Source organism: Marinococcus sp. LNHM4E3-1 (assembly GCF_056034405.1).
Window position 1 is genome coordinate 274,659 of sequence record NZ_JBQLID010000002.1, and the last position, 21,464, is coordinate 296,122.

Below are 21,464 nucleotides of genomic sequence, written 5' to 3' on the forward strand. Positions count from 1 at the left end.
TTTTTTGAGGTTAGGAAGCGACTCCTAGAGGAGAGAAGATTACATAAAGAATGCCGATGCCGATAATCAGGCCGGCCGCTGCCGGCTTGGCATATTTCCACGGCACCATGTCCACCGGTGCTTCGTTTTTGAATTCGAAAGGCTTATCCATCGGCTTGAGTTTCCCTGCAACGAGCATCACAATGACGCTGAGCGGAAACAGCACACTCAATACATAAAGGAAGTTGAGCTCTCCGATAAAGATTTTGCTTGCGCCGTACAAAATGATGTGTACCGGTACAGCCACCTTTGCAGCAAACGGTGATACATTTTTTGTATAAAAGCCGACGACCATAATGGCAAGCACCGGAATATTAAAGAAACCAAACATTTCCTGCAGGTAATTGTATAACCCTGACGGTGCAAACAAAATAAAGGGAGAAATAAAGATGGAGACAATAGCGACGATCATGGCAAACCGCTGCCCGGAACGAACGAGGGCTGCTTCATCGGCATCCGGGTGAAACAACGGTTTATATAAATCAAGCGTAAACAGCGTAATAACGCTGTTGATGCCTCCGTTAAATGAACTCAGGACAGCGCCGAACAAAATAGCTGCGAACACACCGGTCAGTACCGGCGGCAGCAGGTCAGTCACGAGCGTCGGATAGGCGGCGTCTCCATTCGCGAGGCTGCTGCCGTACAGATGATAGGCGATGACGCCAGGAAGTACGAGGTAAAAGGCACCGAACAATTTAAATAGGGCAGTAATCATGACACCCTTCTGACCTTCTTTTAAATTACGTGCCGCAAGCGGGCGCTGGACGATGGCCTGATTAATACAAAAGTAAAAAAGATTGTTAAATAAAAGCCCCATAAATATTGTAGGCCACGGCACCTGGGCGTCGTTGCTGCCGTCGATGGCGTTTAATTTGTCAGTATGCTCCGAGGTGAGCGTCCCAACCCCGTTAAACATATTGCCATTGCCGAGTGCCATGAGTCCGAGTACGAGAATAAGAATACCACCGGCAATTAGTCCGACGCCGTACAGTGAATCAGCGGAAGCGATAGCCTTCAGGCCGCCGAATACAATATAAAGCATGCCGACAAGTCCGATGCCGGCAGAAACGATTAAGACGGTGAAAAACTGGCTCGTGCCAAGCACATCCGAAATATCAAATATTTGATCAAGCACGAGGGAGCCGGAATACAGCACGGTCGGCAGAAACGAGGAGGCAAACCCGAGCAGCATAAGTAATGAAACGATCTGCCTTGTCCGCTGATCATAGCGCTTTTCAAGAAACTCGGTAACGGTAGTTACGCCCGCCCGTAAGTATTTAGGTAAAAACATAAATGCCATAAAAATGAGCGCCACTGGTGTAGTAACCTCCCAGGCCATCGAAGCCATCGAGCCGGTGTACGTCTGCCCGCTAAGTCCAACGAGCTGCTCGGTGGAGAGATTGGCAAGCAGGGTGGATGAGCCAATGGTAAGTGCCATCAGACTGCGGCCGCCGAGAAAATATCCCTCCTGACTCTGCATATTAATGTTTTTCGTCCGGTAGGCGGCGTAGCCGGCAATGGCAATAGTAATAAGTATGAATGTAAAAAGTGAAAACATGATGTCCCTTCTTTCCTGCTGTATGAGTTTATCGAAACGTTTTGAATAGTACGCACGAAAAAAGGTTTACCCCTGCGAAATTCCGCGCAAACCCCTGATAACAGCGAATTGTATAAAAAGCATCATAACGATGGATACATAAAATAAATAAAAATATTGATAAAAAGGAAATGATAACCCTTACATGATAAAAATAAAAAAATCAACAGAAAAAATGTGACGATTTTGTGTCGTAAGCGTTTTACAGTCTAGACGTATAAAAGCCCAGCCTATAGAATAAGAAATCGTTGTGAGATAAAACAGAGTGAAAAATTAATTAACTAATGTATCAAGGAGGGATAACAATGATCGTACGCAATGGCCAAACGTTCCGCCCAATGGTGATGATTGCCATGTTTATGATTTCTACGTTCGCTATCGGAACTACTGAATACGTCGCCATGGGGATTTTGTCGAATGTCTCTGACTCCTTTGGCATCACGATTTCTGCCGCGGGTCTGATTGTCAGCATGTACGCGCTCGGCGTCGCCGTGCTCTCGCCAATTGCTATATCTCTTCTGGTGAAGTTTCCAAGGAAGTATGTATTAATTGGGTTAATGCTTTTGTTTATCGGATCCAGCGTTGCCAGCGCCCTGGCGCCAAATTACACGGTGCTGCTGTGGGCACGCGTCTTTTCTGCATTGATGCACGGTCCGTTCTTTGCCATTGCGATGGTTATGGCAAGCGAAGTTGTCCCTCCGTCGAAAAAGTCCGGCGCGGTGGCTGCCATTAACGGCGGCCTGACGATTTCCTTAATGATCGGCGTACCGTTCGGTGCATATATCGGAGATTTATTTGACTGGCGCATAGTGTTTGCCGGTATTGTCGGACTCGGCGTGATCAGCCTGCTTGGAATTATCTTTTTCGTGCCGAATATGAATGCTGAAGAACCAACGTCCATGAGAAAAGAGCTTGGCGTATTCAAAAGAAAACAGGTGTTGTTTGCACTCGCTATTACAGTATTCGGCTATTCAGGTGTTTTTACCGCCTACACGTATATTGAGCCCCTGCTTCAGGATATAACAGGCTTTGGTCCGGCAGGTATAACGCTTTCCCTATTTTTATTCGGGGTCGGAGGCGTTCTGGGTAACATGCTTTCGGGGCGTTTGAATGCAGAATCCCTGTTGAAGCCACTGATGGTCGTGATGGCTTCACTGACCGTGATTCTGTCGACGCTCACCTTAACGAGTACCATCCCATGGCTAGCCCCGGTATCGGTGCTTCTGCTGGGGATGGGAGCCTTTGGTACAGTACCGATTCTGCAGACAACGGTTATCCGGGCAGCAGAAGGGGCGCCTTCGATCGCAAGCGCGTCCGCGGTCTCTGCCTTTAACCTGGCGAACGCCTTTGGCGCCTGGGTTGGCGGTGTGGTCATCAGTCTCGGTCTCAGCCTGCCGATGATCGGGATGGCCGGCGCTGTCATTACGCTGTTAGGTCTGATGCTTTCGTGGCTCTCCTTCCGCTCCAGCGAAAAAGAATTCCAGGAAAGCAGCCAGGGAGTACCGGCAGCAGATTCTTACTAGGAAAACAAAAAATCCGCACGCTCGGAAAATGAGCGTGCGGATTTTTTCGTTTAAAGGTTGGCGGCAATATCGGCGGCGTATTGGAAGGATTTCTTTTTTGCTTCAAAATCATAAATGTTGGTAATACCCATCAGTTCATCGAGCCCGAGCTTATCCCGCAGTTCACGCAGCTGTTTCTGCACGGTGGCCGGGGAACCGATAACAGCCCGGCGCCGGTTCTCCCGCACTTTTTCCTGTTCTTCCTGCGTCCAGGCAGCAGGATTTACGCTTGCCGGAGCAGGGACTTTTGTATTTGTGCCCTTTTCGACATTTAAAAGCCACTGGTCCTGGCTCAGCGCCAGGCGGTCAGCCTCTTCATCGGTAGCCGCACAGACGATAAATACACAGGCGGCGGCGACCGGCCGGGGCTGCCGGTCGCTTGGTACAAAGGAGGCATGGTATTTACGGACCGCCTCGACGCCCTGATCCGGGCTGATAAACTGGCCGAACATGAAGCCGGCGCTTTGTTTGCCGGCATCCCGGGCGCCGCGTTCGGACAAACCGAGTACCCAGGTTTCCGGCAGGGAGCTGCTCATCGGAGAGGCTTTGATCGACGCATAGGGGTGGTCACCGGGAAGAGAGCGGTCAATAAACCCCTGGACCTCCTGAAGAAGGCGGGGAAAGGCGGACATGCTCTTTTTATTTCCATCCGTCAGAGCTTCCCGGATCGTATTACCCCCGCCGGGAGATCTTCCGATGCCAAGGTCGATCCGGCCCGGAAATAAAGCTTCAAGCACTTTAAAGTTTTCGGCTACTTTGTACGGACTGTACTGTGGGAGCAGGACGCCTCCCGAGCCAATGCGGATGCTTGTGGTGACGCTTGCGAGATGTGACATCAGAATTTCCGGCGAAGAGCCGGCCAAACCGCTGGTGCTGTGGTGCTCGGCTACCCAAAAGCGGTGAAATCCCCAATTCTCCGCCATTTGAACGAGCTCGCGGGTGTGTTCGAAGGCTTTTTCGGGGGTCTCGCCTTCTGCAATCGGTGATTGATCAAGAATACTGATATTCATCTGCGTTCCTCCAGCTAAACAGAATGCTTTTCTATGCTAGTCCAGTGTAAAAGAAAAACGAAAAAATCTACAGTAAATGAAATGGGGAAGACCAATGAACACAGAATTGACCCGTCGTTGGATTCAACAGGTATACGGTATAGAAGCAGCCTCGCCCGGACAGCAAGGAACCAGATGCTGGAGTGTAAGTGATAAAGAAGGATTAGTGTGGGAGCTTGTGACCGGTGACCTTGCGCTTCCGGAAAAAGATACGGTCCGGTGGCTTGAAGCTGACAACGATATCAGCATCAAAAAGACAAGAGAGGGAAAAAAACTGGCAGATGCCGGGGAGGCAGGCTGGGCCTATATGTATCAGAAGAAGCCGGATAGCCGTGGCCACGCTGGTAAGGAAGAGGCAAATTACCGGGAGCTTGGCGCCTGTCTGGCAGAAAAGCACCGCAGCTGGCACGAGAAACTGCCGCTAAACGATAAAGACAGCGTTTGGATGGCGGAGCAAACTTTAAAGACAGAATACCAGCAGATGGAACTGCTGCTTCCAAAAGGCCAGATGATGATCCGCCGAAGCATCGATGGGCTGTTTCCCGTGGTCGAACGTGCAGCCCTTCAGTTGGAGGACACAGGTTTTGTTTTCAGAGAAATAAATAGGGAGCAAAATGCAGGGGGAGAGGGTTTGTCCCCGGGAGCGATGCCGGGAGTTCATGTAAGCTTATATGATCTTGCTGCGCTGCTGCGGGACATTCTGCTTTCCTTTTCCGGTGAACAGGACTATCAGCCCTTTGCCCGGATGGTTTTTAATGAACTGCTCGCCGGCTATGACAGTGTAAGGAGCATACCACTTTCTTCACTGCAGCAGTTTGCGAATATTCTGGAATGGCACGACCTGTATCAGTACGCCCTCCTCTGGCAAAAAGATGCCATGGGGGAAAAGGCAGCAGTCAGAGTAAGGGAGCAGATCCGGCTTGAGCACCGGCTGCCGTTGCTGGAAATTTAAAAGCGTGAATTACTTTGGGGGAATCATCGCAAAAATTTCACCACTTTCAAAAATGCGTATTACTTCATCAAGCCATTCATAATAGCTCAGGGCGTAATTGATTTTTGCAAGATCGTGCTGAAGCTCTTCGATAAGGAGGGGATCCTCCGCTTCCTCTAAACAGGATTCAAATTCCTCTTTGGCACGGCGGGCTGCATTTTGGTTATTATCCGAGGCCTCCCGCCAGCGGTTGACAAAAACAGAGGTGAATGATTGATACCAGTCGTCGTTGGATTGGTACAAATCCTTGCGTACCCCTTTTTCCCATACCCGTTCGACCATACCTGCGTCCATGAGGGCCCGTATACCGGTGCTCATACTCATTTTACTCATGCCCAGTGCCTCGCTCATATCATCGAGTGTCATTGGACGTTCGGTAAATAACATGGTGCCGTACAGGCGTCCGTTTGTATCGGAAACACCGTATAGGCCCATGTTCTGGGCAATCGTGGAAATGAACTGTTTTTTTGCTTCATCCAGCTTGTTCTGAATATGCTGCTTCTTTTCCATACGGGCCCCCCTTTTTGCATGTATGATTAAAGTTTAGCAAATGACTGTGAAATAAAAAAATTGAATATTCGGTCGTTAAGTCCTTTAATCAGCAGATAATGATAGATATAAGTATATAATGTATGTACAGTATATACTTTACGACTCAAACGGCCCTAAATGGCATGATAAAAGTTTTGTAACTTTTAGCCTAATAATATATAGTAAAAGAGTGATAATAAATTTAGACAGAGACAAAGTAAACGGGGTGTGAAACGTTGGCGAAGATAGAAGTGGAAAACTTAACCAAGGTCTTCGGCAAACGCCCGAATCGTGCAATTAAACTGCTGGAACAGGGGAAATCGAAAGACGAAATCCTGGAAGAAACCGGCTGCACGGTTGGCGTGAACCGGACCAACTTTTCGGTGGAGGCCGGAGAAATATTTGTGATCATGGGACTTTCCGGGAGTGGAAAATCTACACTTGTGAGACTTCTGAACCGGTTAATTGATCCGACTGAAGGAAGCGTCTGGGTGGACGGTGACGATTTGGCCCGTATGGACGACAAAGGGCTGAGAGCGGTGCGCAGGGAAAAAATGAGCATGGTTTTCCAACAATTCGGACTATTTCCGTTCCGGACAATTCTCGACAATGTGGCATACGGCCTGGAAATTCAGGGACTCGAGGAGCAGGAAAAAAAGAAAAAAGCAGACGAAGCTCTGCAGCTGGTCGGGCTTGGCGGCTACGGCAACATGTATCCGGACGAGCTGTCCGGCGGGATGCAGCAGCGGGTCGGCCTGGCACGGGCACTCGCCGCAGACACGGATATTCTGCTGATGGATGAAGCCTTCTCGGCGCTTGATCCCCTGATCCGGAAGGAAATGCAGGATGAGCTGCTGGAGCTTCAGGACCGGATGAAAAAGACAATTGTGTTTATCACTCATGATTTGGACGAAGCGCTTCGGCTCGGGGACCGCATTTCGATTATGAAAGATGGACGAGTGGTTCAGATTGGTACACCGGAGGAAATTCTCCAGCATCCGGCGGATGATTACGTCGCCCAGTTCGTGGAAGACGTGGACCGCTCCAAGGTATTTACCGCCGAATCCGTCATGAAACGGCCCGAGACGCTCACGATCGATAAGGACGGGCCGAGAGCCGCGCTTCAGCGCATGAAAAAGGAAGGTATTTCGAGCCTGTATGTAACGAATAAAGACCGGACGCTGCTCGGTATTGTCCATGCCGATGAAGTATCGCGTCTGGTGGAGCAGGGATCGGAAGATATGCGAAGCATTCTGCATGAAGATGTGCCTACGGTACAAAGGGATACAGTAGTCAAGGAAATGATCGAGCTGCTTACATACAAAAACACACCAGTAGCCGTCGTTGATGAAGATAATAAGATTGTAGGCATAGTTGTAAGAGGCGCTGTCATGGCACTGCTTTCAGGTAAGGAGGTGTCAGCCGTTGAGTAACATTACACCGCTGCCGCTTGCTGCCTGGATTGATGCGTTTGTCGACTGGCTGACCCAGGCCGAATTTATTTTTGGGCCGCTCACCGATTTTATAGGCTATATTATCAGTGGATTTGAATGGTTTTTTGGCATCTTTCCGCCGTGGCTGCTGCTGATTATTATTGTTGGATTAACGTTCTGGTTTGCCGGCAGAAAAATCGGGCTTACCGTGTTTGTCCTGCTTGGGCTGCTGCTCATCTGGAACCTGGGCTACTGGGAGGACATGGTGCTGACGCTTGCGATTGTGCTGACCGCCGGAGTAATTTCCATTGTCATCGGGGTTCCGGTCGGCATCTGGATGTCCAGGAGTTCTGCAGTCGAGGGCACGATCAAGCCGGTGCTCGACTTTATGCAGACGATGCCCGCCTTTGTGTACCTGATCCCGGCAGTTGCCTTTTTCGGCATCGGGATGGTGCCGGGCGTCGTCGCCTCGGTCATCTTTGCGATGCCGCCGACGATCCGCTTTACGAATCTCGGGATCCGGCAGGTGCCGACCGAAATTATCGAAGCGTCGGAGGCCTTCGGATCGACAGGAAACCAGAAGCTGTTTAAGGTACAGCTGCCGATGGCGAAAACAACGATCATGGCCGGGATTAACCAGACGATCATGCTGGCGCTTTCGATGGTTGTTATTGCTTCGATGATCGGGGCAGACGGCCTTGGGACGGCGGTGTACTTTGCGGTCGGCCGGAACGATGTCGGCGGCGGCTTTGAAGCCGGCCTTGCGATCGTGATTGTAGCGATCATTCTGGACCGGCTGACGCAGGGCATTGGAGCAAGTAAACGAAAATAGGTATACCTCCTGGAACAGGGAGTATCCATACAATTAAGAACAAAAGGGGAGTAATTCACATGGAGAAATTATGGAAAAAAGCTGGTTTAGGCGCAGCCGGGATTTCAATGGCAGCAGTGATGACCGCCTGCGGTGGCGGAGGAGGCGGGGATTCAGAGGAATCCGGCGGCTCTGACGATTCCGGATCGAGTGAAGAATCCTCTTCCGGCGGCGGTTTTGGTGAAGAAGTAGACTACACGATTACCGGTATTGATGCCGGTGCTGGTATTATGTCTCAAAGTGAACAGGCTATCGAAGATTACGGCCTTAGCAACTGGAATCTGCAGTCGAGCTCCGGTGCGGCGATGACGAGCGCACTCGGCGACGCGATTGAAAATGAAGAGCCGATTATTGTTACCGGCTGGACTCCGCACTGGAAATTTGCGGAATATGATCTGAAGTATTTGGAAGACCCGGAAGGCTCCTTCGGTGACGGTGATGATATTCATACTGTTGTACGCCAGGGACTTGAAGAGGATATGCCGGGAGCATATCAGTTCCTTGATCAGTTCCAGTGGGAAGCAGAAAACATGGAAGAAATCATGGTAGAGATTCAGGATGGCACCGAGCCGGCTGAAGCTGCTGCTACATGGGTCGATGAAAACGAAGACATGGTATCTGAATGGACCGACGGCGTGGAAGAGGTCGACGGCGAAGCGATTGAACTCGTCTACGTGGCCTGGGACTCTGAAATTGCTTCCACTAACGTAGTCGGGGAAGTGCTTACCGATCTTGGCTACGACGTAACATTAACACAGCTTGAAGCTGGACCAATGTTTGCGGCTGTTGCTGACGGCGAAGCAGACGGCATGGTTGCCGGCTGGTTCCCGAACACGCACGCAAGCCAGATGGAAGAATACGGCGATGACTATGAAGACCTTGGTGCGAACCTTGAAGGCGCTATTACCGGCCTGGTCGTTCCGGAATACATGGACATTGAATCCATCGAAGACCTTGAAGCGGAAGAATAAGTATAATGATAAGCCGGAGCTCTCAGGAGCTTCGGTTTTATTTTTGTTTTTATACATACCAAATGCCCGCAGGCATCTGCCTGCGGGCATCAGGAAGTGGCACAATTATGAACCGGGCCAGCAGATATAACTGGCTTCAGATGGTCCAATAATCGAGGTATGGGGTGGGGTAGTAATGGTATACCCGTTTTCCCCCGATTTAATCTGCTTAATTGTAAAAATATAAAAATCCCGCTGATGGAAAGCGGGATTCGATTTATTCTGTACCGAAATATTGTTTTGCTTTTTCCAGATACGGTTCTGTTTCCGGTGTCAGTTCAGTATCCTCGATGATAGCTTCTACTGGACAGACAACTACACAGGCACCACAGTCGATACAGACGTCTGGATCAATATAAAATTGCTCTTTTCCTTCTTCAATACAGTCTACAGGACAAACATCCACGCATTCCCCTGCTTTTTCTTCTATACATGGCGATGTAATGACGAATGCCATTTTGGTTCACCTCTTTTCAAAGTATTTCAAGAGATTTATGATTACGCGCCGAAAAACTGTCTCTCCATTGAAGAAAGCCAGCGCCTAGTAAGAAACCTCTCTTTCTCTAGTGTAAAACATATAGTGTTCCTTTACAATTACCTGGCGATAAGTATAATAGGTTGTGAGTCTAAAATTGATTAAACATATTAAAATACTATGAATTATAAAAAAGGGAGGTGACGGCGTGTCCTGGGAGATTGTATGGGTGCTGATTATCGTATTGGCGATGATTGGTGCTCTGATGAAAGAAATAGCGCGGCCGGGTATTATTTTTTTATTCGTTCTTTCACTGCTGCTTATCACAGGGATTATTACACCACAACAGGGGCTGAAGGGGTTTGCCAACCAGGGCATGCTGACCGTGGGCCTTCTTTGTATTGTTGCAGGTGCTGTCCAGCAGACCGGCATCGTGGACCGGTTCGTTGAAGGAGTACTGAGTAAAGGCCGTACCCCTAGAGGATCGCTAATGAAAATGCTCGTGCCCTCGGCGCTTATGAGCGGTTTTCTGAACAATACGCCGATTGTAGCGACGTTTTCGCCGCTTGTGAAACGGTGGTGCGAAAAATATGATCTGGCGCCGTCCAAATTCCTGCTTCCCTTGTCCTACGCCACGATCATCGGGGGCACGATTACACTGATAGGAACGTCCACCAACCTTGTCGTGCACGGGCTCCTGCTGGAGCGGGGATACACGGGGTTTCATTTTTTTCAGCTCGCTTTAATCGGCATACCTGCAACAATTGCTGTGACCATCTTTATTTTAACGATTGGCATAAAGATTCTGCCGGACCGGAAGCCGCCGCTGTTTTACCAGAAGGAGGGCCGCCGGAAATACATGCTCAAGCTAGAAATCACACCTGATTATAAGCATCTCGGAGATACGCTGAAACGGGCGGGTTTTATTAATGATCCGTCTCTGCAGCTGCTGGCTTTACTGCCAAAAGGGGAAGCGGAAAGCAGGGAGGCCGGCGAACACCACATTCTTGAATCGGGTGACTGTCTGATGGTATACGGAGACCTGGCGCAGATAGCGGTGCTCGAAAATACGGATGGACTTGATATTAGAACGGAAACGAGTGAGAAAAAAACAGCTGAAGAGCCGAATGATCGCAAGCTGATGGAAGTAATGGTAACCCACTACTCCAACATTCTATTTACAAAGCTAAAGGACATTTTCTTTGACCAGCGATTTGATGCTGCGATTATCGGCATTCATCGTTATGATGAGAGCTATTCGTCCGAAATGAAAGAAATGGTGGTAAAGCCGGGGGACACACTACTCCTGCTGGCTGGGCCGGAATTTGAACAAAAAACGAGCGCCCACAATGACTTTCACGTACTGAAAAACAGCGTGAATCCTTTTTTGAAGGGGCCGAGGTGGAAGAGCTGGCTGCCGCTCGTCATGATGATGCTGATGGTGGGGCTCGCTGCCCTGCAGATCATTCCTATTTTCTATGCAGCGCTGATCGCCGTCGCCGGACTGCTCCTGACAGGATCGCTTTCGCTGATGGATGCCCACCGGTATCTTCCATATGAAGTGCTGATCGTCATTGCTGCTGCCTTTGGACTCGGAGAAGCGATGATGAGTACGGGGGCGGCTCCGCTTCTCGCAGAACGGATGATTGACTGGTTTATGCCGTTTGGGGTGCTCGGAGTTTTTACAGCCCTCTATGTTCTGACAAATGTGTTTACCGAAGTGGTGACCAACAATGCGGCGGCCATCGTGATGCTGCCGGTGGCACTGGAAACAGCGGATATTTTGTCTGTTTCTCCGCTGGCAGCTGCGGTAATTGTCGCAATTGCAGCGTCCGCGAGCTTTATTACGCCGATTGGCTACCAGACGAATCTGTTTGTGTATACGCAGGGCGGCTACCGGTTCACGGATTTCATGAAAATCGGTGCGCCGGTGAGTCTGATTGTTATGGTTATTACCATCAGTATTACATGGACAGTATGGGGTTAAAAGCTGGAAAAGCGCCATAAGGTTTTTTATACTGAAAATAAAGAAGAAAGAAGGTAAGCACCTTGGATATACGTGCAGAAAGTCTGTCCGCGCATAAATGGCTGTTTGCACTGCCGCTTGCAGGTGCTGTACTAACTATTCTCATTTCAACTTCCATGCCATATCAGCAGCAGGACATTCGTCCGTGGCTCGAGCACATCCCGTTTGAGCGGCTGCAGCCGTATGTATCCGTACCGTCCTTTTCCTATGGAGGAGAGCCGGTGAGTGTAGCTGCCTCCGGCGTGGAAGGCTATGTGGAATTTTTCATCCGCAAGGCAAGCCACGTGTTTATGTTCACCGCTATATTTCTGGCGGCTCTGCTCGCAGTTTACCCGTACCGCCTGCCGTTTTGGGGAAAGCTCGCCGGGGCGTACGGGTTTGTATTGATGTTTGCCATGCTTGACGAGTTCCGGCAGCACTTCAGCCCGGACAGGCACGGCATGTGGCAGGATGTTGCTCTCGACATGGCCGGAGTGTCCGCTGCGGCAGTGATTGTTGTTTTGTGCTGGCTATGGAGATACGGATCGCGCTTTATGTAAAAAGTCCCCTGCAGAGGAGTGCGGGGGACTTTGTTTATGAAAGAGGGGGTAACGCGGGGGATAAAGCAAGGGGAGAACTGCTACATACCGGCGGGAAAAGGCTCAGTGCTTAAGCCGATGCTTTCCGGCGGTGCGTCAGAAGCGCCTGACTGCAGCTTTAAAAACCGCACGTCTTCAGCGTTTACTTCAACCACCTGCACGCGTTTATTGTCCTTGTTGTCGTACAGACGTGTATTAATTCTTCCTTTCACACCGACCATAGCGCCTTTGTGGCAGTATTCGCACGTCGTTTCCGCCTGGCGCCGCCATACGGTAACAGGCACGAAATCGGCGTCGTATTCCCCTTCCTGGTTGCGAAAGGACCGCTGAACAGCAAGGGTGAAGTTGCATACCGGGGTCCCGTCCTTCGTATAGGTTAATTCGGGATCGCGGGTGAATCTGCCGACAAGCGTCACCTGGTTAAACATGTAATCACTCCTGAATAGTTAGTGGGTCTGGGTTACAGACGTGTGGTATAAAAATTGGTGAAAGTATTCATGTCTTGGAGAAGGAAAAAAGGCAAGAGTGCGTTCGAGGGATAAAAAGGGATGCCTCGGGGCATACTCGGGCTGGGGCGCAAGGTAGTCCCGTGCGCTGCACCACCGGTATGATCCGGGGTAGGGATGATCCAGCTTCTCAGAAGGAAGCAGGTGTATCCGGCGGCTCTGTTCAAAAAAGGAGGTTTCATCAGGGAGAAGTTCGGAATGGTAACGAGACTGAAAAACGGGGCCTCCGGTGTCATAATGGCGCCGGTAGTGCATGGCATAGGACGCATGCAGCTCCCGCATAATTGTGGAGATGGAGACGTACGTGGATTCGGCCAGCAGATGAATGCTGTCCGGAAGCAGACAGTAGGCATGAAGATCGAGCTTCGTAGTATTGATTACTTTGGCTAATAAGTATACGTATTGTTTATAGTCTTTTTCGTCGGGAAATAAAGTGCGGTTGGAAGCCCCAGCTGCAGTAATGTAATAGACGGTGCCAGGAAACCAAAGGCGTTCTTCCCGGGGCACGGGCATACACCTCTTTCGTTAAAAATTTGTAGGGAGTATTTCACCAAGAGGAGGGGGTTGGTGAAAATAAGGCCGCAGACAGGACCTTGGGAGCAGAAAAAAACGCGGTTGCGCCTCCTTTCGTGTTAGAATATAACTACTATACCATATATTCCAACAAAAGGAAGAAGCAGAATGTGACAACACTTTGGGAGCCCTGCCCTGCTTTTGGAAAATTCAAGCAGTATGATTTTATCCCATGTATTTGTATTTCCCATTCGATATGGTATGTTGAATACAGCTTAATTTGTCTTATATTTAACATGCGTGCAGGGCACGCAGCACAGTTATCAAGGAGGAAAAAAGATGAAAGTACGTAAAGCTATTATCCCGGCCGCAGGGCTTGGAACGCGTTTTCTTCCGGCGACAAAGGCGCAGCCGAAGGAAATGCTTCCGATCGTGGACAAACCCACTATTCAATACATAGTAGAAGAAGCGATTGCTGCCGGCATTGAAGACATTATTATTGTAAGCGGCCGCGGCAAACGCGCGATCGAGGACCACTTCGACGTTTCCTACGAGCTCGAGCAGACGCTTGAAAAGAAAAACAAAACGAAGCAGCTCGAGGAGGTCCAGCAGATCTCCAATATGGCAAATATTCACTACATCCGTCAGAAAGAGCCGAAGGGCCTCGGCCATGCCATCTGGTGCGCCCACCGTTTTATCGGGGACGAGCCGTTTGCTGTACTTCTTGGGGATGATATTGTGCATTCGGACGAGCCGTGCATGAAGCAGCTGACAGACGTGTTTGATAAATACCAGAGCTCGGTTGTCGGTGTCCAGCAGGTGCCGGACCAGGACGTTTCCAAATACGGCATCATTGATCCGAAAAGCGAGGAAGAAGCCGGCGTGCATAAAGTCCAGGGCTTAAAGGAAAAGCCGGATCTTGCAGATGCTCCGTCCAACTATGCGGTAATGGGACGCTACGTTCTGACACCGGAAATTTTCGACATTCTCGAAACGCTGCCGCCAGGATCCGGCAATGAGATCCAGCTGACGGATGCCATTACGAAGCTGAATGAAAGCCAGGACGTGCTGGCTTATGAATTTGACGGTGTGCGCTACGATGTTGGCGATAAGTTCGGCTTTGTTAAAGCGACGATCGACTTTGCGCTCGACCGGGAAGATCTGCGTGAGCCGCTTGAGGATTACCTGCAGAACAATATTCTGCAAACCGAAACGGATAAAAAGTAGTCATTGTAGAGAGAAAAGCCGCCGGGCAACTGCCACGGCGGCTTTTTTGCGTAAAAAAAGAGCCCGGTTTGGGCTCCTTCGTTACGCGTTGTCTTCATTCTGTTTCTTTTTAATCGGATATGCTCTCCATTTGGAAAGATCAATTTCCTCTTTTTTCAGAAGACGATGCGGAAAAACAAACGTCCATGGCCGGCTTGAGAACGGCTGCACGGCAAAATCGTCGAGCTTAAATCCGCCCCGGGCAATGACCTCTTCGTGCGCATCCTCCACCTGCAGCGGCACGTTGTCGAGCTTGAGCTCATTGTTGCCTCCGTTGCGGATGAGAAGCGTTACATGCAGGTCACCGTTTTCCGACTGCACGGCGCGCATCCCCATGAAGTTGACCTCACCGGGACGCGGCGGCTTCATGTCACGGATCATGTCCTTCAGCTTGTCCACCTGCTGGTCGCTGAGCGCACTTTTCCAGCTGTCGGCAAGGTCAAGATGGTGCTCGCGCTTTGGTTTTTCCACGTGAAAGCCGATTTTCCATCCGTCTTTAGGAAGTTCCTGCTGAAGCTGTTCCTTAGGCGCGAAATAAAAGTTCCACGGCCGGGCGCTTCTTGGCGGGATATCGCCGACACCGCTTAAATCCACTTTCTTTTTCGCGATTACCTGGTTGTCATTACTCATCAGAAGCACCGTGGACTGCTTCAAACGGATGGCTTTTTCTGCGCCGTTGCGGATAAAGGCGGTGACAAGCATCAGTCCATTTTCATCCCGCTGTGCGCTTATGCCCGATAGAGCGACCTGCCCGGGTTTTAGCCGGGGTGCTTCCCCGTTTAAAAAGCGCAGGTAGTATTCATCCTCTTCCGGAATTTCGGCGTCCGGATGCAGGCTGAGAGTCGTTTCTACGGTCCGTCCGCTGTCATCATGTGCTTCGTCTATGGTTTCCTCATCCGCCGGGGTTTGGTCTGCCAGTTCTTCTGGTTTAACAGCGTCACCCTGGGACGATTGCTTTTTTTTACCGAATAAAGCCATACTTTTTCACCCTTTTATAAATGTCATAGTTATAAAGTTTGTTATATACATGCACCGGCGTTAAAGATAGTCTGTACGTCCTTATAGTATATCATTCTGCCGAAGGACTTTTAAGGGGAATATCCAAATGCAAGTTAATATTCCCACGGGCCTTTTTCCTGTACAATTAAAATATACGAGTAAAACAAACAATAAATGAGCAAATAGAGGAGTTATGCACATAAAGAGTCTGGTTGGTACGGCGGTGTTGTTGGCTCTGTTGGCAGCGTTCGTAGTTTACAGCCCGGCGGATTCTCCCTGGAGCGGGGTTAAAGACCGTCTCGAGGAAGCAGGCGGCACGACATACGAAGGAACGGAGACGCAGGGCGAACGAATGGCCCTGTTTTTATCCAATCTGCTCGGGGAAAACCTGCAGGCGGATGAAACGAGCGGAGGCGCTCCAGAGGCTGGCACTGTAGAAACGGAAGTGCCTGAAGGAACAGGGGACTGGGAGGTTGCAGGCGTGAGTCTTGGAGACAGTCTTGAAGAAGTGGAAACGGCACGCGGGGAAGCGAAGGACGTGCAGGCCGGCAGCTATTCGTTCGACTGGCATATTTATTACGACGATGATTATGAACAGTACGCCCAGTACGGGATTGAAGACGGACGTGTAGTGGCGCTTTATTCCAACCAGCAGACGTGGCAGGACAGTGAAGGAAACGGCTGGGGCACCGGGCGCAATGTGATTCAAGATACGTACGGTGAATCGATGGAGACGGTAACCCGCGGAAACATCCGCACGGAAACGGATGAACAGCAGCAGGGCGTTTACGAAGTGGAGGAAGGCTTTGCGACCTTTTTCTATGATGTCCATGAAGAAAACAGGGTGAATGCTCTGCTGCTGGTGAATAAAGAGGTGGAAAGAAACTCGTCGTTCTATACCGAAGAGTCCGAAGAAGTACGGGAGTCGTATGAACGGCTTGTATGGCATTTAACCAATGCGCAGCGTGTGCAGCTCGGCCGGGATACGCTCGCCTACAATGAGCCGGTGGCAGCTGTTGCAAGGGCGCACAGTGAAAACATGGCTGAAAATCAGTTTTTCGATCACGTGAATCCGGAAGGCCAGTCGCCGTTTGACCGCCTCGAAAGTGACGGCATCCGCTACGTCCAGGCTGCCGAAAATATCGCCTCCGGGCAGCGGGCGCCGCTGTATGCCACGGCCGGATGGATGAATTCGTATGAAGGGCACCGCGAAGCGATGCTTGGCAATTACGATGGTCTTGGTGTCGGCGTGGCATTCGACGACGAAAACCGTCCGTTTTATACGCAGAATTTTGTTAGTCCAAGCAGGGAGTGATAGATGAATGCCAGCAAATATAGTGGTTGTTGGAAGCATTAACATGGATCTGGTCACCACAGCGGAACGTATGCCTTCCCGGGGAGAAACGATCCTCGGGGAAGGCTTTCATACATATTTTGGCGGGAAAGGGGCCAATCAGGCAGTGGCCGCTGCCCGCCTCGGTGCCCGGGTATCAATGATCGGAGCGGTTGGAAGCGATGCTTTCGGCACAGAATATTTGGAGCATTTACACGCAGAAGGCATCAATACAGACCATGTCCGCACGCGTCCAGACCTTGCGAGCGGTGTGGCTGTAATTATTGTATCTGAAGGAGACAACTGCATTATTGTGACCCCGGGGGCGAACGCCACGGTCAGCCCTGATGATATTGAAGAAAGCCGGTCGCTTCTGAGAGAGGCAGACGCAGTGCTCGTACAGCTTGAAATTCCAGCGCCGTCGGTGGAGAAGGTGCTTCAAACCGCTGAGGAGGAGCAGACGCCGGTTATTTTAAACCCGGCGCCCATGCAGCCGCTGTCCCCGGCGTATTGGGGTAAAGCCTCCTATCTGACACCAAACGAGCAGGAGTTTGAACAACTGCGGGAGGCGTACCCGGCGATTGCCGACCGCCGTGAAAATGTAGTGATCACGAAGGGGGCAGCGGGAGCATCGATTATCCGGGCAGATGGCCGCGAGGCCGTCATTCCAGTGCGGACGGCGGACGTGCGGGACACCACAGGGGCAGGTGACACCTTTAATGGAGCGTTTGCGACAGCAGTGGCAGAAGGGATGCCGCTTGAAGAGGCCTGCCGGTTTGCCAATGCCGCCTCAGCGCTTTCTGTCGAAAAGGAAGGAGCCCAGACCGGCATGCCGGTGCGTTCGCAGATCGAAGATCGGGACCTTTAATATGTATGCAGAAGTGAATGTAGAATAAATGGCAAAATATGATACAATAAAATTTGGCAATAACGCTTAAACCATAAGCGGTCATTCATGCGTATAAAAGAACGAAAATACATAAATTAAAGGTTGGGAAGATGTATGAAGCTAACAGTAGTAGGTACCGGCTATGTGGGCCTTGTATCAGGCACAAGCTTTGCAGAACTTGGCAATGAGGTAATCTGTGTGGATAAAATTCCGGAGAAGGTGGACCGGCTGAACAATGGCGAGATCCCGATTTATGAACCGGGGCTTAAAGAACTGGTGGACTCAAACCGGGCAGCCGGACGCCTGCAGTTTACAACAGAACTGAAGCCTGCCGTACAGGCATCAGATGTGGTGGTTATTGCTGTCGGCACGCCCGAATCAGAAACAGGAGCAGCGAACATGTCCTACGTGTACGGCGTGGCGGACGAAATCGGGGAAGCGGTGGATGATGATAAATTCCGCGTCGTAGTGAATAAATCGACGGTACCGGTAGGAACTGCAGACCGCGTGCGCAGACTGATTGCAGACAAAAATCCGGATGCGCAGATCGAAGTATGCTCGGTGCCGGAATTTCTCCGGGAAGGATCAGCTGTGAAGGACACATTCAATCCTGACCGTGTCATTATCGGCACAAATTCCGACAAAGCAGCGGGCATTTTAACTGAGCTGCACCAGCCGCTTACAGACAACATCGTCGTGACAGATCCGCGCAGCTCCGAAATGATCAAATACGCCTCCAATGCCTTTCTTGCCACGAAGATCTCTTTTGTGAACGAAGTGGCAAACATCTGCGATTACTACGGTGCAGATATCAATGCGGTTACACGCGGAATGGGGATGGACAACCGGATCGGTCCGAAGTTTTTGAACGCGGGGATCGGCTACGGCGGCTCCTGCTTCCCGAAGGATGTTAAAGCGATCAAGCACCTGGCAGAGGTCAAAGGCTACTATCCGCAGCTGCTGCAGGCCGTCAATGACGTGAACGAAAAGCAGAGCCTGCGCATGGTGGATCACCTGAATGTGATTTTTAACGAAGACATTCGCAATATTACGGTGGCGCTTCTCGGACTGGCGTTCAAGCCGAACACAGACGATATGCGGGAAGCCCCGTCGCTGAAAATCATCCGTTCGCTCCAGGAATACGGTGTGAAGGTGCGTGCCTTTGACCCGGTAGCAGAGGACAATGCCAAGCAGCTGCTCGAGGGAGACATTTATTTCGCAGAAAGCGCGCTGGATGCCTGCGAAGGCGCAGACGCGGCGATGCTTGTGACAGAGTGGGATGAATGCCTTCAGGTCACGCCGGAGAAATTAAAAAGCATTATGAACAAGCCGGTCATGATTGACGGCAGAAATGCATTTGAAGCCAGGGAATTTAAAGAAGCCGGCTTTATTTATCACGGCATCGGCCGGAAATAGTTATAGAAAAGCCCGGAAGGAGCATCTTCTCCTTCCGGGCTTTTTTTATGCTGAAAAACTTGTGGTTTAAGGTGTTGGTTCCTCGTAGCTTTCCTCTTCGGCTGGCGCTTCTTCGTATGACTCCTCTTCAGCCGGTACTTCTTCTTCCGTAGCAGGCTCCTCGTAGGACTCCTCAGCCGGCGCCTCTTCTTCTGTTGCCGGCTCTTCGTAGGATTCTTCCACCGGAGCTTCTTCCTCTGTCGCTGGCGCTTCTTCATACGATTCTTCCTCTGCAGGCACTTCCTCCTCTGCCGCAGGTTCTTCGTAGGATTCCTCAGCCGGTGCCTCTTCTTCAGCCGCAGGCTCCTCATCGGGTTCCTCAGCCGGAGCTTCTTCAACAGCAGGAGCTTCATTGTTCACCTGTGTGCCCGGGAGTGCCAGCGGTTCTTCAGAAGCCGGAAGGTCGAGCTGCTTGCGCAGGTTGTTGGAAGTTTCGAGCGTTTCCTCCGGGTCCAGCTGGTAGTAATAAATGCCATTGATCGTTGTATCTGACCCCCGCAGCTGGCTAGAGTCAATTTCGTTTAACGAATCGGCGTACTGCTGCAGAGCGATCATGTTGCCGAATGTGAAGTTGGTGCTGACATTTTCACTGACGCTGTCAAATACATCATCGTAGTTATCGATGGATTCGATGGAGCCGGCTTTTTTGATCAGGCTTTCAAGCACTTCCTGCTGACGTTCGCCGCGTCCAAGATCGCCCCGTGGGTCTTCTTTTCTCATCCGCACGTATTTCAGCGCTTCTTCGCCGTTGAGCGTTGCCGGCCCTTCTTCAAACTCTGTTCCTTCCTCCGTGAAATCAAATGGCACGTCAACGTCGACACCGTTAAGGTCGTTGATAATGTCGGTAAAAGCAGCGAAATCTGATTTTACATAATAGTCGATTGGGATGTTCAGTGTATTTTCTACGGACTGGACGGCCAGGTCGGTGCCGCCGTAAGCATTGGCGTGTGCGATTTTGTCTTCGCCGTTTCCTTCAATATTTACGAGCGAATCTCTTGGAATACTCACAAGCTTTACTTTTTTGGAGTCCTTGTTGAATGTACCGACGACCATTGCGTCAGAGCGTCCATCCATGGATCCATTTTCACGGTCATCCACTCCAAGGAATAAAACCGAGAAGCTGTCCTCTGAGGGATCAACGGCCTGGTCCCGGAGATCCGATTTTTCGCCGCGTTCGAGCTCTTCCTCTGTATCAGCGGACACGCTGTTCAACTGCTGGAGAAAGTAGGCAGAAGCTCCTCCGGCAAGCAGAAGAAAAAGCAATGCCACGATGGCTGTGGTTTTCCAGATGAAGGATTTCTTTCTTCTTTTACGAAGATTCCTCCGTTGAGACGTTGAGCTTGGCATGTCGGCACTTCTCCTTTAGATTGTATAATGATCTTAGTACAGAAAACGGCAGAAAACGTCTGCAGATACGCTATTATATAAAAATCAGCTGAAATGGGAGCATTTTGAAAAATATTGTATTCTTTCATTGTATCCGAGGCAGAAACGATAGTAAACAAAATAAACACCCGGTACGAAAACTATTTCTGGGCCGGGAACGTATTTGCCAGCGGCCGCTTCGTATTACCGGGGAAATAAATGAAAGGCTACGAGGGTTCGTCGGTTTCCACGAAGGCCTGCTCCCCTTCTTCTATCCCGGCCTGGCCGCTGCTTATGTTCACAAGCCACTCCCGGCACGTTTCCGTTTCTTCGACAGGGGTATAAAGATGAAGCTTCACCTGCTCTTCGTAGTCAATCGAATCAAGAATATAGGAGGACTTCCGGGCTTCATATTCCAGCTTGCCGAGCAGACTGTAGTCGGTAGAGACAATGAGCTCCTGCATCAGCGTACGGCGCACGATGCCGATGTGATTCAGCGCTTCGGAAACCGATGAGCCGTAGGCGCGGATGAGTCCGCCAGCGCCGAGCTTTATTCCGCCGAAGTAGCGGGTGACAACGACGGCGGTATCTTTCAGCTCCCGTTTTTTCAGCACCTCGAGCATTGGTACTCCGGCAGTGCCGTTCGGCTCACCGTCATCATTGGCTTTTTGAATGTGGTCCTGCTCGCCGATCAAATACGCCGAACAGTTGTGGGCGGCGTTCCAGTGCTCTTTTTTTATCTGCTCTATGAATGAATGAGCGGTTACTTCGTCTTCTGCGCGGGTAATATGGGTAATAAAGCGTGATTTATTTATGGTAAATTCATGATGTCCGCTCTGTTTAATGGTACGATATGAAGTAAGCATACGGTAACATTCCTCCTAGGTAATGTTATTACCGTATAATATGATTGTAATGGTTGCAACATTTTGGCCAGTATATAACAGGAAACGGGCGAAAATGAAACAAAATTAGA

General features: G+C 50.4%; 20 protein-coding genes. 11 read left to right on the forward strand and 9 right to left on the reverse strand.

Features of this window, described 5'->3' with window-relative positions:
• Positions 1 to 10: 10 nt before the first annotated feature.
• Positions 11 to 1,600 (reverse strand): solute:sodium symporter family transporter, encoded by a 1,590-nt coding sequence (locus ACTRXI_RS03470; RefSeq protein ID WP_474261145.1) that lies wholly within the window; start codon positions 1,598 to 1,600, stop codon positions 11 to 13.
• A 341-nt stretch (positions 1,601 to 1,941) separates the two neighbouring features.
• On the opposite strand from ACTRXI_RS03470, the gene ACTRXI_RS03475 reads away from it, so the two are divergent.
• Positions 1,942 to 3,159, forward strand: coding sequence for an MFS transporter (locus tag ACTRXI_RS03475; protein ID WP_474261099.1), 1,218 nt, complete (start codon positions 1,942 to 1,944; stop codon positions 3,157 to 3,159).
• Between the two features lie 50 nt (positions 3,160 to 3,209).
• On the opposite strand, the gene ACTRXI_RS03480 is transcribed toward ACTRXI_RS03475, so the two are convergent.
• Complete coding sequence (locus ACTRXI_RS03480; protein WP_474261100.1) at positions 3,210 to 4,208, reverse strand: LLM class flavin-dependent oxidoreductase; 999 nt, start codon at positions 4,206 to 4,208, stop codon at positions 3,210 to 3,212.
• A 94-nt stretch (positions 4,209 to 4,302) separates the two neighbouring features.
• Here ACTRXI_RS03480 and ACTRXI_RS03485 point away from each other — a divergent pair, with 94 nt between their 5' ends.
• Positions 4,303 to 5,199: a hypothetical protein gene (locus tag ACTRXI_RS03485; RefSeq protein ID WP_474261101.1), complete on the forward strand. Its 897-nt coding sequence runs from the start codon at positions 4,303 to 4,305 to the stop codon at positions 5,197 to 5,199.
• A gap of 9 nt (positions 5,200 to 5,208) precedes the next feature.
• Here the strand turns inward: ACTRXI_RS03485 and ACTRXI_RS03490 are convergent, their stop codons facing one another.
• The gene (locus tag ACTRXI_RS03490; protein WP_474261102.1) at positions 5,209 to 5,748 is read right to left on the reverse strand and encodes a GbsR/MarR family transcriptional regulator; all 540 of its coding nucleotides are present in this window, start codon (positions 5,746 to 5,748) and stop codon (positions 5,209 to 5,211) included.
• Positions 5,749 to 6,005: 257 nt separating this feature from the next.
• Between ACTRXI_RS03490 and ACTRXI_RS03495 the strand changes: the two genes are divergently transcribed.
• From ACTRXI_RS03495 to ACTRXI_RS03505, 3 genes are read left to right on the forward strand one after another with little or no spacing between them, the layout of a single operon-like run.
• Entirely contained in the window at positions 6,006 to 7,202 is a 1,197-nt protein-coding gene (locus ACTRXI_RS03495; protein WP_474261103.1) for a quaternary amine ABC transporter ATP-binding protein, read from the forward strand.
• A complete protein-coding gene (locus tag ACTRXI_RS03500; RefSeq protein WP_474261104.1) occupies positions 7,195 to 8,034 on the forward strand; it encodes an ABC transporter permease in 840 nt (279 codons plus the stop codon). The genes ACTRXI_RS03495 and ACTRXI_RS03500 overlap by 8 nt, the downstream gene beginning before the upstream one ends.
• Before the next feature lie 59 nt (positions 8,035 to 8,093).
• Entirely contained in the window at positions 8,094 to 9,044 is a 951-nt protein-coding gene (locus ACTRXI_RS03505) for a glycine betaine ABC transporter substrate-binding protein (RefSeq protein ID WP_474261105.1), read from the forward strand.
• A gap of 256 nt (positions 9,045 to 9,300) precedes the next feature.
• On the opposite strand, the gene ACTRXI_RS03510 is transcribed toward ACTRXI_RS03505, so the two are convergent.
• Positions 9,301 to 9,540 carry a DUF362 domain-containing protein gene (locus tag ACTRXI_RS03510; RefSeq protein WP_022793374.1) on the reverse strand — a complete coding sequence of 80 codons (240 nt, stop codon included), beginning with the start codon at positions 9,538 to 9,540 and terminating at the stop codon, positions 9,301 to 9,303.
• A 226-nt stretch (positions 9,541 to 9,766) separates the two neighbouring features.
• On the opposite strand from ACTRXI_RS03510, the gene ACTRXI_RS03515 reads away from it, so the two are divergent.
• A complete protein-coding gene (locus ACTRXI_RS03515; protein ID WP_474261106.1) occupies positions 9,767 to 11,545 on the forward strand; it encodes an SLC13 family permease in 1,779 nt (592 codons plus the stop codon).
• A gap of 62 nt (positions 11,546 to 11,607) precedes the next feature.
• On the forward strand, positions 11,608 to 12,123 hold the full coding sequence (locus ACTRXI_RS03520; RefSeq protein ID WP_474261107.1) for a VanZ family protein: 516 nt from the start codon (positions 11,608 to 11,610) through the stop codon (positions 12,121 to 12,123).
• A gap of 80 nt (positions 12,124 to 12,203) precedes the next feature.
• Here ACTRXI_RS03520 and ACTRXI_RS03525 read toward each other — a convergent pair whose 3' ends face one another.
• Positions 12,204 to 12,590, reverse strand: coding sequence for a single-stranded DNA-binding protein (locus tag ACTRXI_RS03525; RefSeq protein ID WP_474261108.1), 387 nt, complete (start codon positions 12,588 to 12,590; stop codon positions 12,204 to 12,206).
• Positions 12,591 to 12,608: 18 nt separating this feature from the next.
• The gene (locus tag ACTRXI_RS03530) at positions 12,609 to 13,175 is read right to left on the reverse strand and encodes a transposase (RefSeq protein WP_474261109.1); all 567 of its coding nucleotides are present in this window, start codon (positions 13,173 to 13,175) and stop codon (positions 12,609 to 12,611) included.
• Between the two features lie 345 nt (positions 13,176 to 13,520).
• Between ACTRXI_RS03530 and galU the strand changes: the two genes are divergently transcribed.
• Positions 13,521 to 14,408, forward strand: coding sequence for a UTP--glucose-1-phosphate uridylyltransferase GalU (gene galU / locus ACTRXI_RS03535; RefSeq protein WP_474261110.1), 888 nt, complete (start codon positions 13,521 to 13,523; stop codon positions 14,406 to 14,408).
• Positions 14,409 to 14,489: 81 nt separating this feature from the next.
• Here galU and ACTRXI_RS03540 read toward each other — a convergent pair whose 3' ends face one another.
• The gene (locus ACTRXI_RS03540) at positions 14,490 to 15,425 is read right to left on the reverse strand and encodes an accessory Sec system S-layer assembly protein (RefSeq protein ID WP_474261111.1); all 936 of its coding nucleotides are present in this window, start codon (positions 15,423 to 15,425) and stop codon (positions 14,490 to 14,492) included.
• Between the two features lie 214 nt (positions 15,426 to 15,639).
• Between ACTRXI_RS03540 and ACTRXI_RS03545 the strand changes: the two genes are divergently transcribed.
• The 3 genes from ACTRXI_RS03545 to ACTRXI_RS03555 all read left to right on the forward strand — a co-directional run bounded on the left by ACTRXI_RS03545 (position 15,640) and on the right by ACTRXI_RS03555 (position 19,084).
• A complete protein-coding gene (locus ACTRXI_RS03545; protein ID WP_474261112.1) occupies positions 15,640 to 16,761 on the forward strand; it encodes a CAP domain-containing protein in 1,122 nt (373 codons plus the stop codon).
• A 7-nt stretch (positions 16,762 to 16,768) separates the two neighbouring features.
• Positions 16,769 to 17,647 (forward strand): ribokinase, encoded by an 879-nt coding sequence (rbsK, locus tag ACTRXI_RS03550; protein ID WP_474261113.1) that lies wholly within the window; start codon positions 16,769 to 16,771, stop codon positions 17,645 to 17,647.
• Between the two features lie 135 nt (positions 17,648 to 17,782).
• Positions 17,783 to 19,084, forward strand: coding sequence for a UDP-glucose dehydrogenase family protein (locus tag ACTRXI_RS03555; RefSeq protein ID WP_474261114.1), 1,302 nt, complete (start codon positions 17,783 to 17,785; stop codon positions 19,082 to 19,084).
• A 66-nt stretch (positions 19,085 to 19,150) separates the two neighbouring features.
• Here the strand turns inward: ACTRXI_RS03555 and ACTRXI_RS03560 are convergent, their stop codons facing one another.
• On the reverse strand, positions 19,151 to 20,470 hold the full coding sequence (locus ACTRXI_RS03560; protein WP_474261115.1) for an LCP family protein: 1,320 nt from the start codon (positions 20,468 to 20,470) through the stop codon (positions 19,151 to 19,153).
• Positions 20,471 to 20,715: 245 nt separating this feature from the next.
• Entirely contained in the window at positions 20,716 to 21,354 is a 639-nt protein-coding gene (locus ACTRXI_RS03565; protein ID WP_474261116.1) for a YigZ family protein, read from the reverse strand.
• Between the last annotated feature and the right edge of the window lie 110 nt (positions 21,355 to 21,464).

Excerpts from the sequence above, each read along its gene's own strand:
- ACTRXI_RS03475 (WP_474261099.1), top strand. The coding sequence starts at position 1,942 with ATGATCGTACGCAATGGCCAAACGTTCCGCCCAATGGTGATGATTGCC.
- ACTRXI_RS03480 (WP_474261100.1), bottom strand. The coding sequence starts at position 4,208 with ATGAATATCAGTATTCTTGATCAATCACCGATTGCAGAAGGCGAGACC.
- ACTRXI_RS03485 (WP_474261101.1), top strand. The coding sequence starts at position 4,303 with ATGAACACAGAATTGACCCGTCGTTGGATTCAACAGGTATACGGTATA.
- ACTRXI_RS03490 (WP_474261102.1), bottom strand. The coding sequence starts at position 5,748 with ATGGAAAAGAAGCAGCATATTCAGAACAAGCTGGATGAAGCAAAAAAA.
- ACTRXI_RS03505 (WP_474261105.1), top strand. The coding sequence starts at position 8,094 with ATGGAGAAATTATGGAAAAAAGCTGGTTTAGGCGCAGCCGGGATTTCA.
- ACTRXI_RS03510 (WP_022793374.1), bottom strand. The coding sequence starts at position 9,540 with ATGGCATTCGTCATTACATCGCCATGTATAGAAGAAAAAGCAGGGGAA.
- ACTRXI_RS03525 (WP_474261108.1), bottom strand. The coding sequence starts at position 12,590 with ATGTTTAACCAGGTGACGCTTGTCGGCAGATTCACCCGCGATCCCGAA.
- galU (WP_474261110.1), top strand. The coding sequence starts at position 13,521 with ATGAAAGTACGTAAAGCTATTATCCCGGCCGCAGGGCTTGGAACGCGT.
- ACTRXI_RS03540 (WP_474261111.1), bottom strand. The coding sequence starts at position 15,425 with ATGGCTTTATTCGGTAAAAAAAAGCAATCGTCCCAGGGTGACGCTGTT.
- ACTRXI_RS03545 (WP_474261112.1), top strand. The coding sequence starts at position 15,640 with ATGCACATAAAGAGTCTGGTTGGTACGGCGGTGTTGTTGGCTCTGTTG.
- rbsK (WP_474261113.1), top strand. The coding sequence starts at position 16,769 with ATGCCAGCAAATATAGTGGTTGTTGGAAGCATTAACATGGATCTGGTC.
- ACTRXI_RS03555 (WP_474261114.1), top strand. The coding sequence starts at position 17,783 with ATGAAGCTAACAGTAGTAGGTACCGGCTATGTGGGCCTTGTATCAGGC.
- ACTRXI_RS03560 (WP_474261115.1), bottom strand. The coding sequence starts at position 20,470 with ATGCCAAGCTCAACGTCTCAACGGAGGAATCTTCGTAAAAGAAGAAAG.
- ACTRXI_RS03565 (WP_474261116.1), bottom strand. The coding sequence starts at position 21,354 with ATGCTTACTTCATATCGTACCATTAAACAGAGCGGACATCATGAATTT.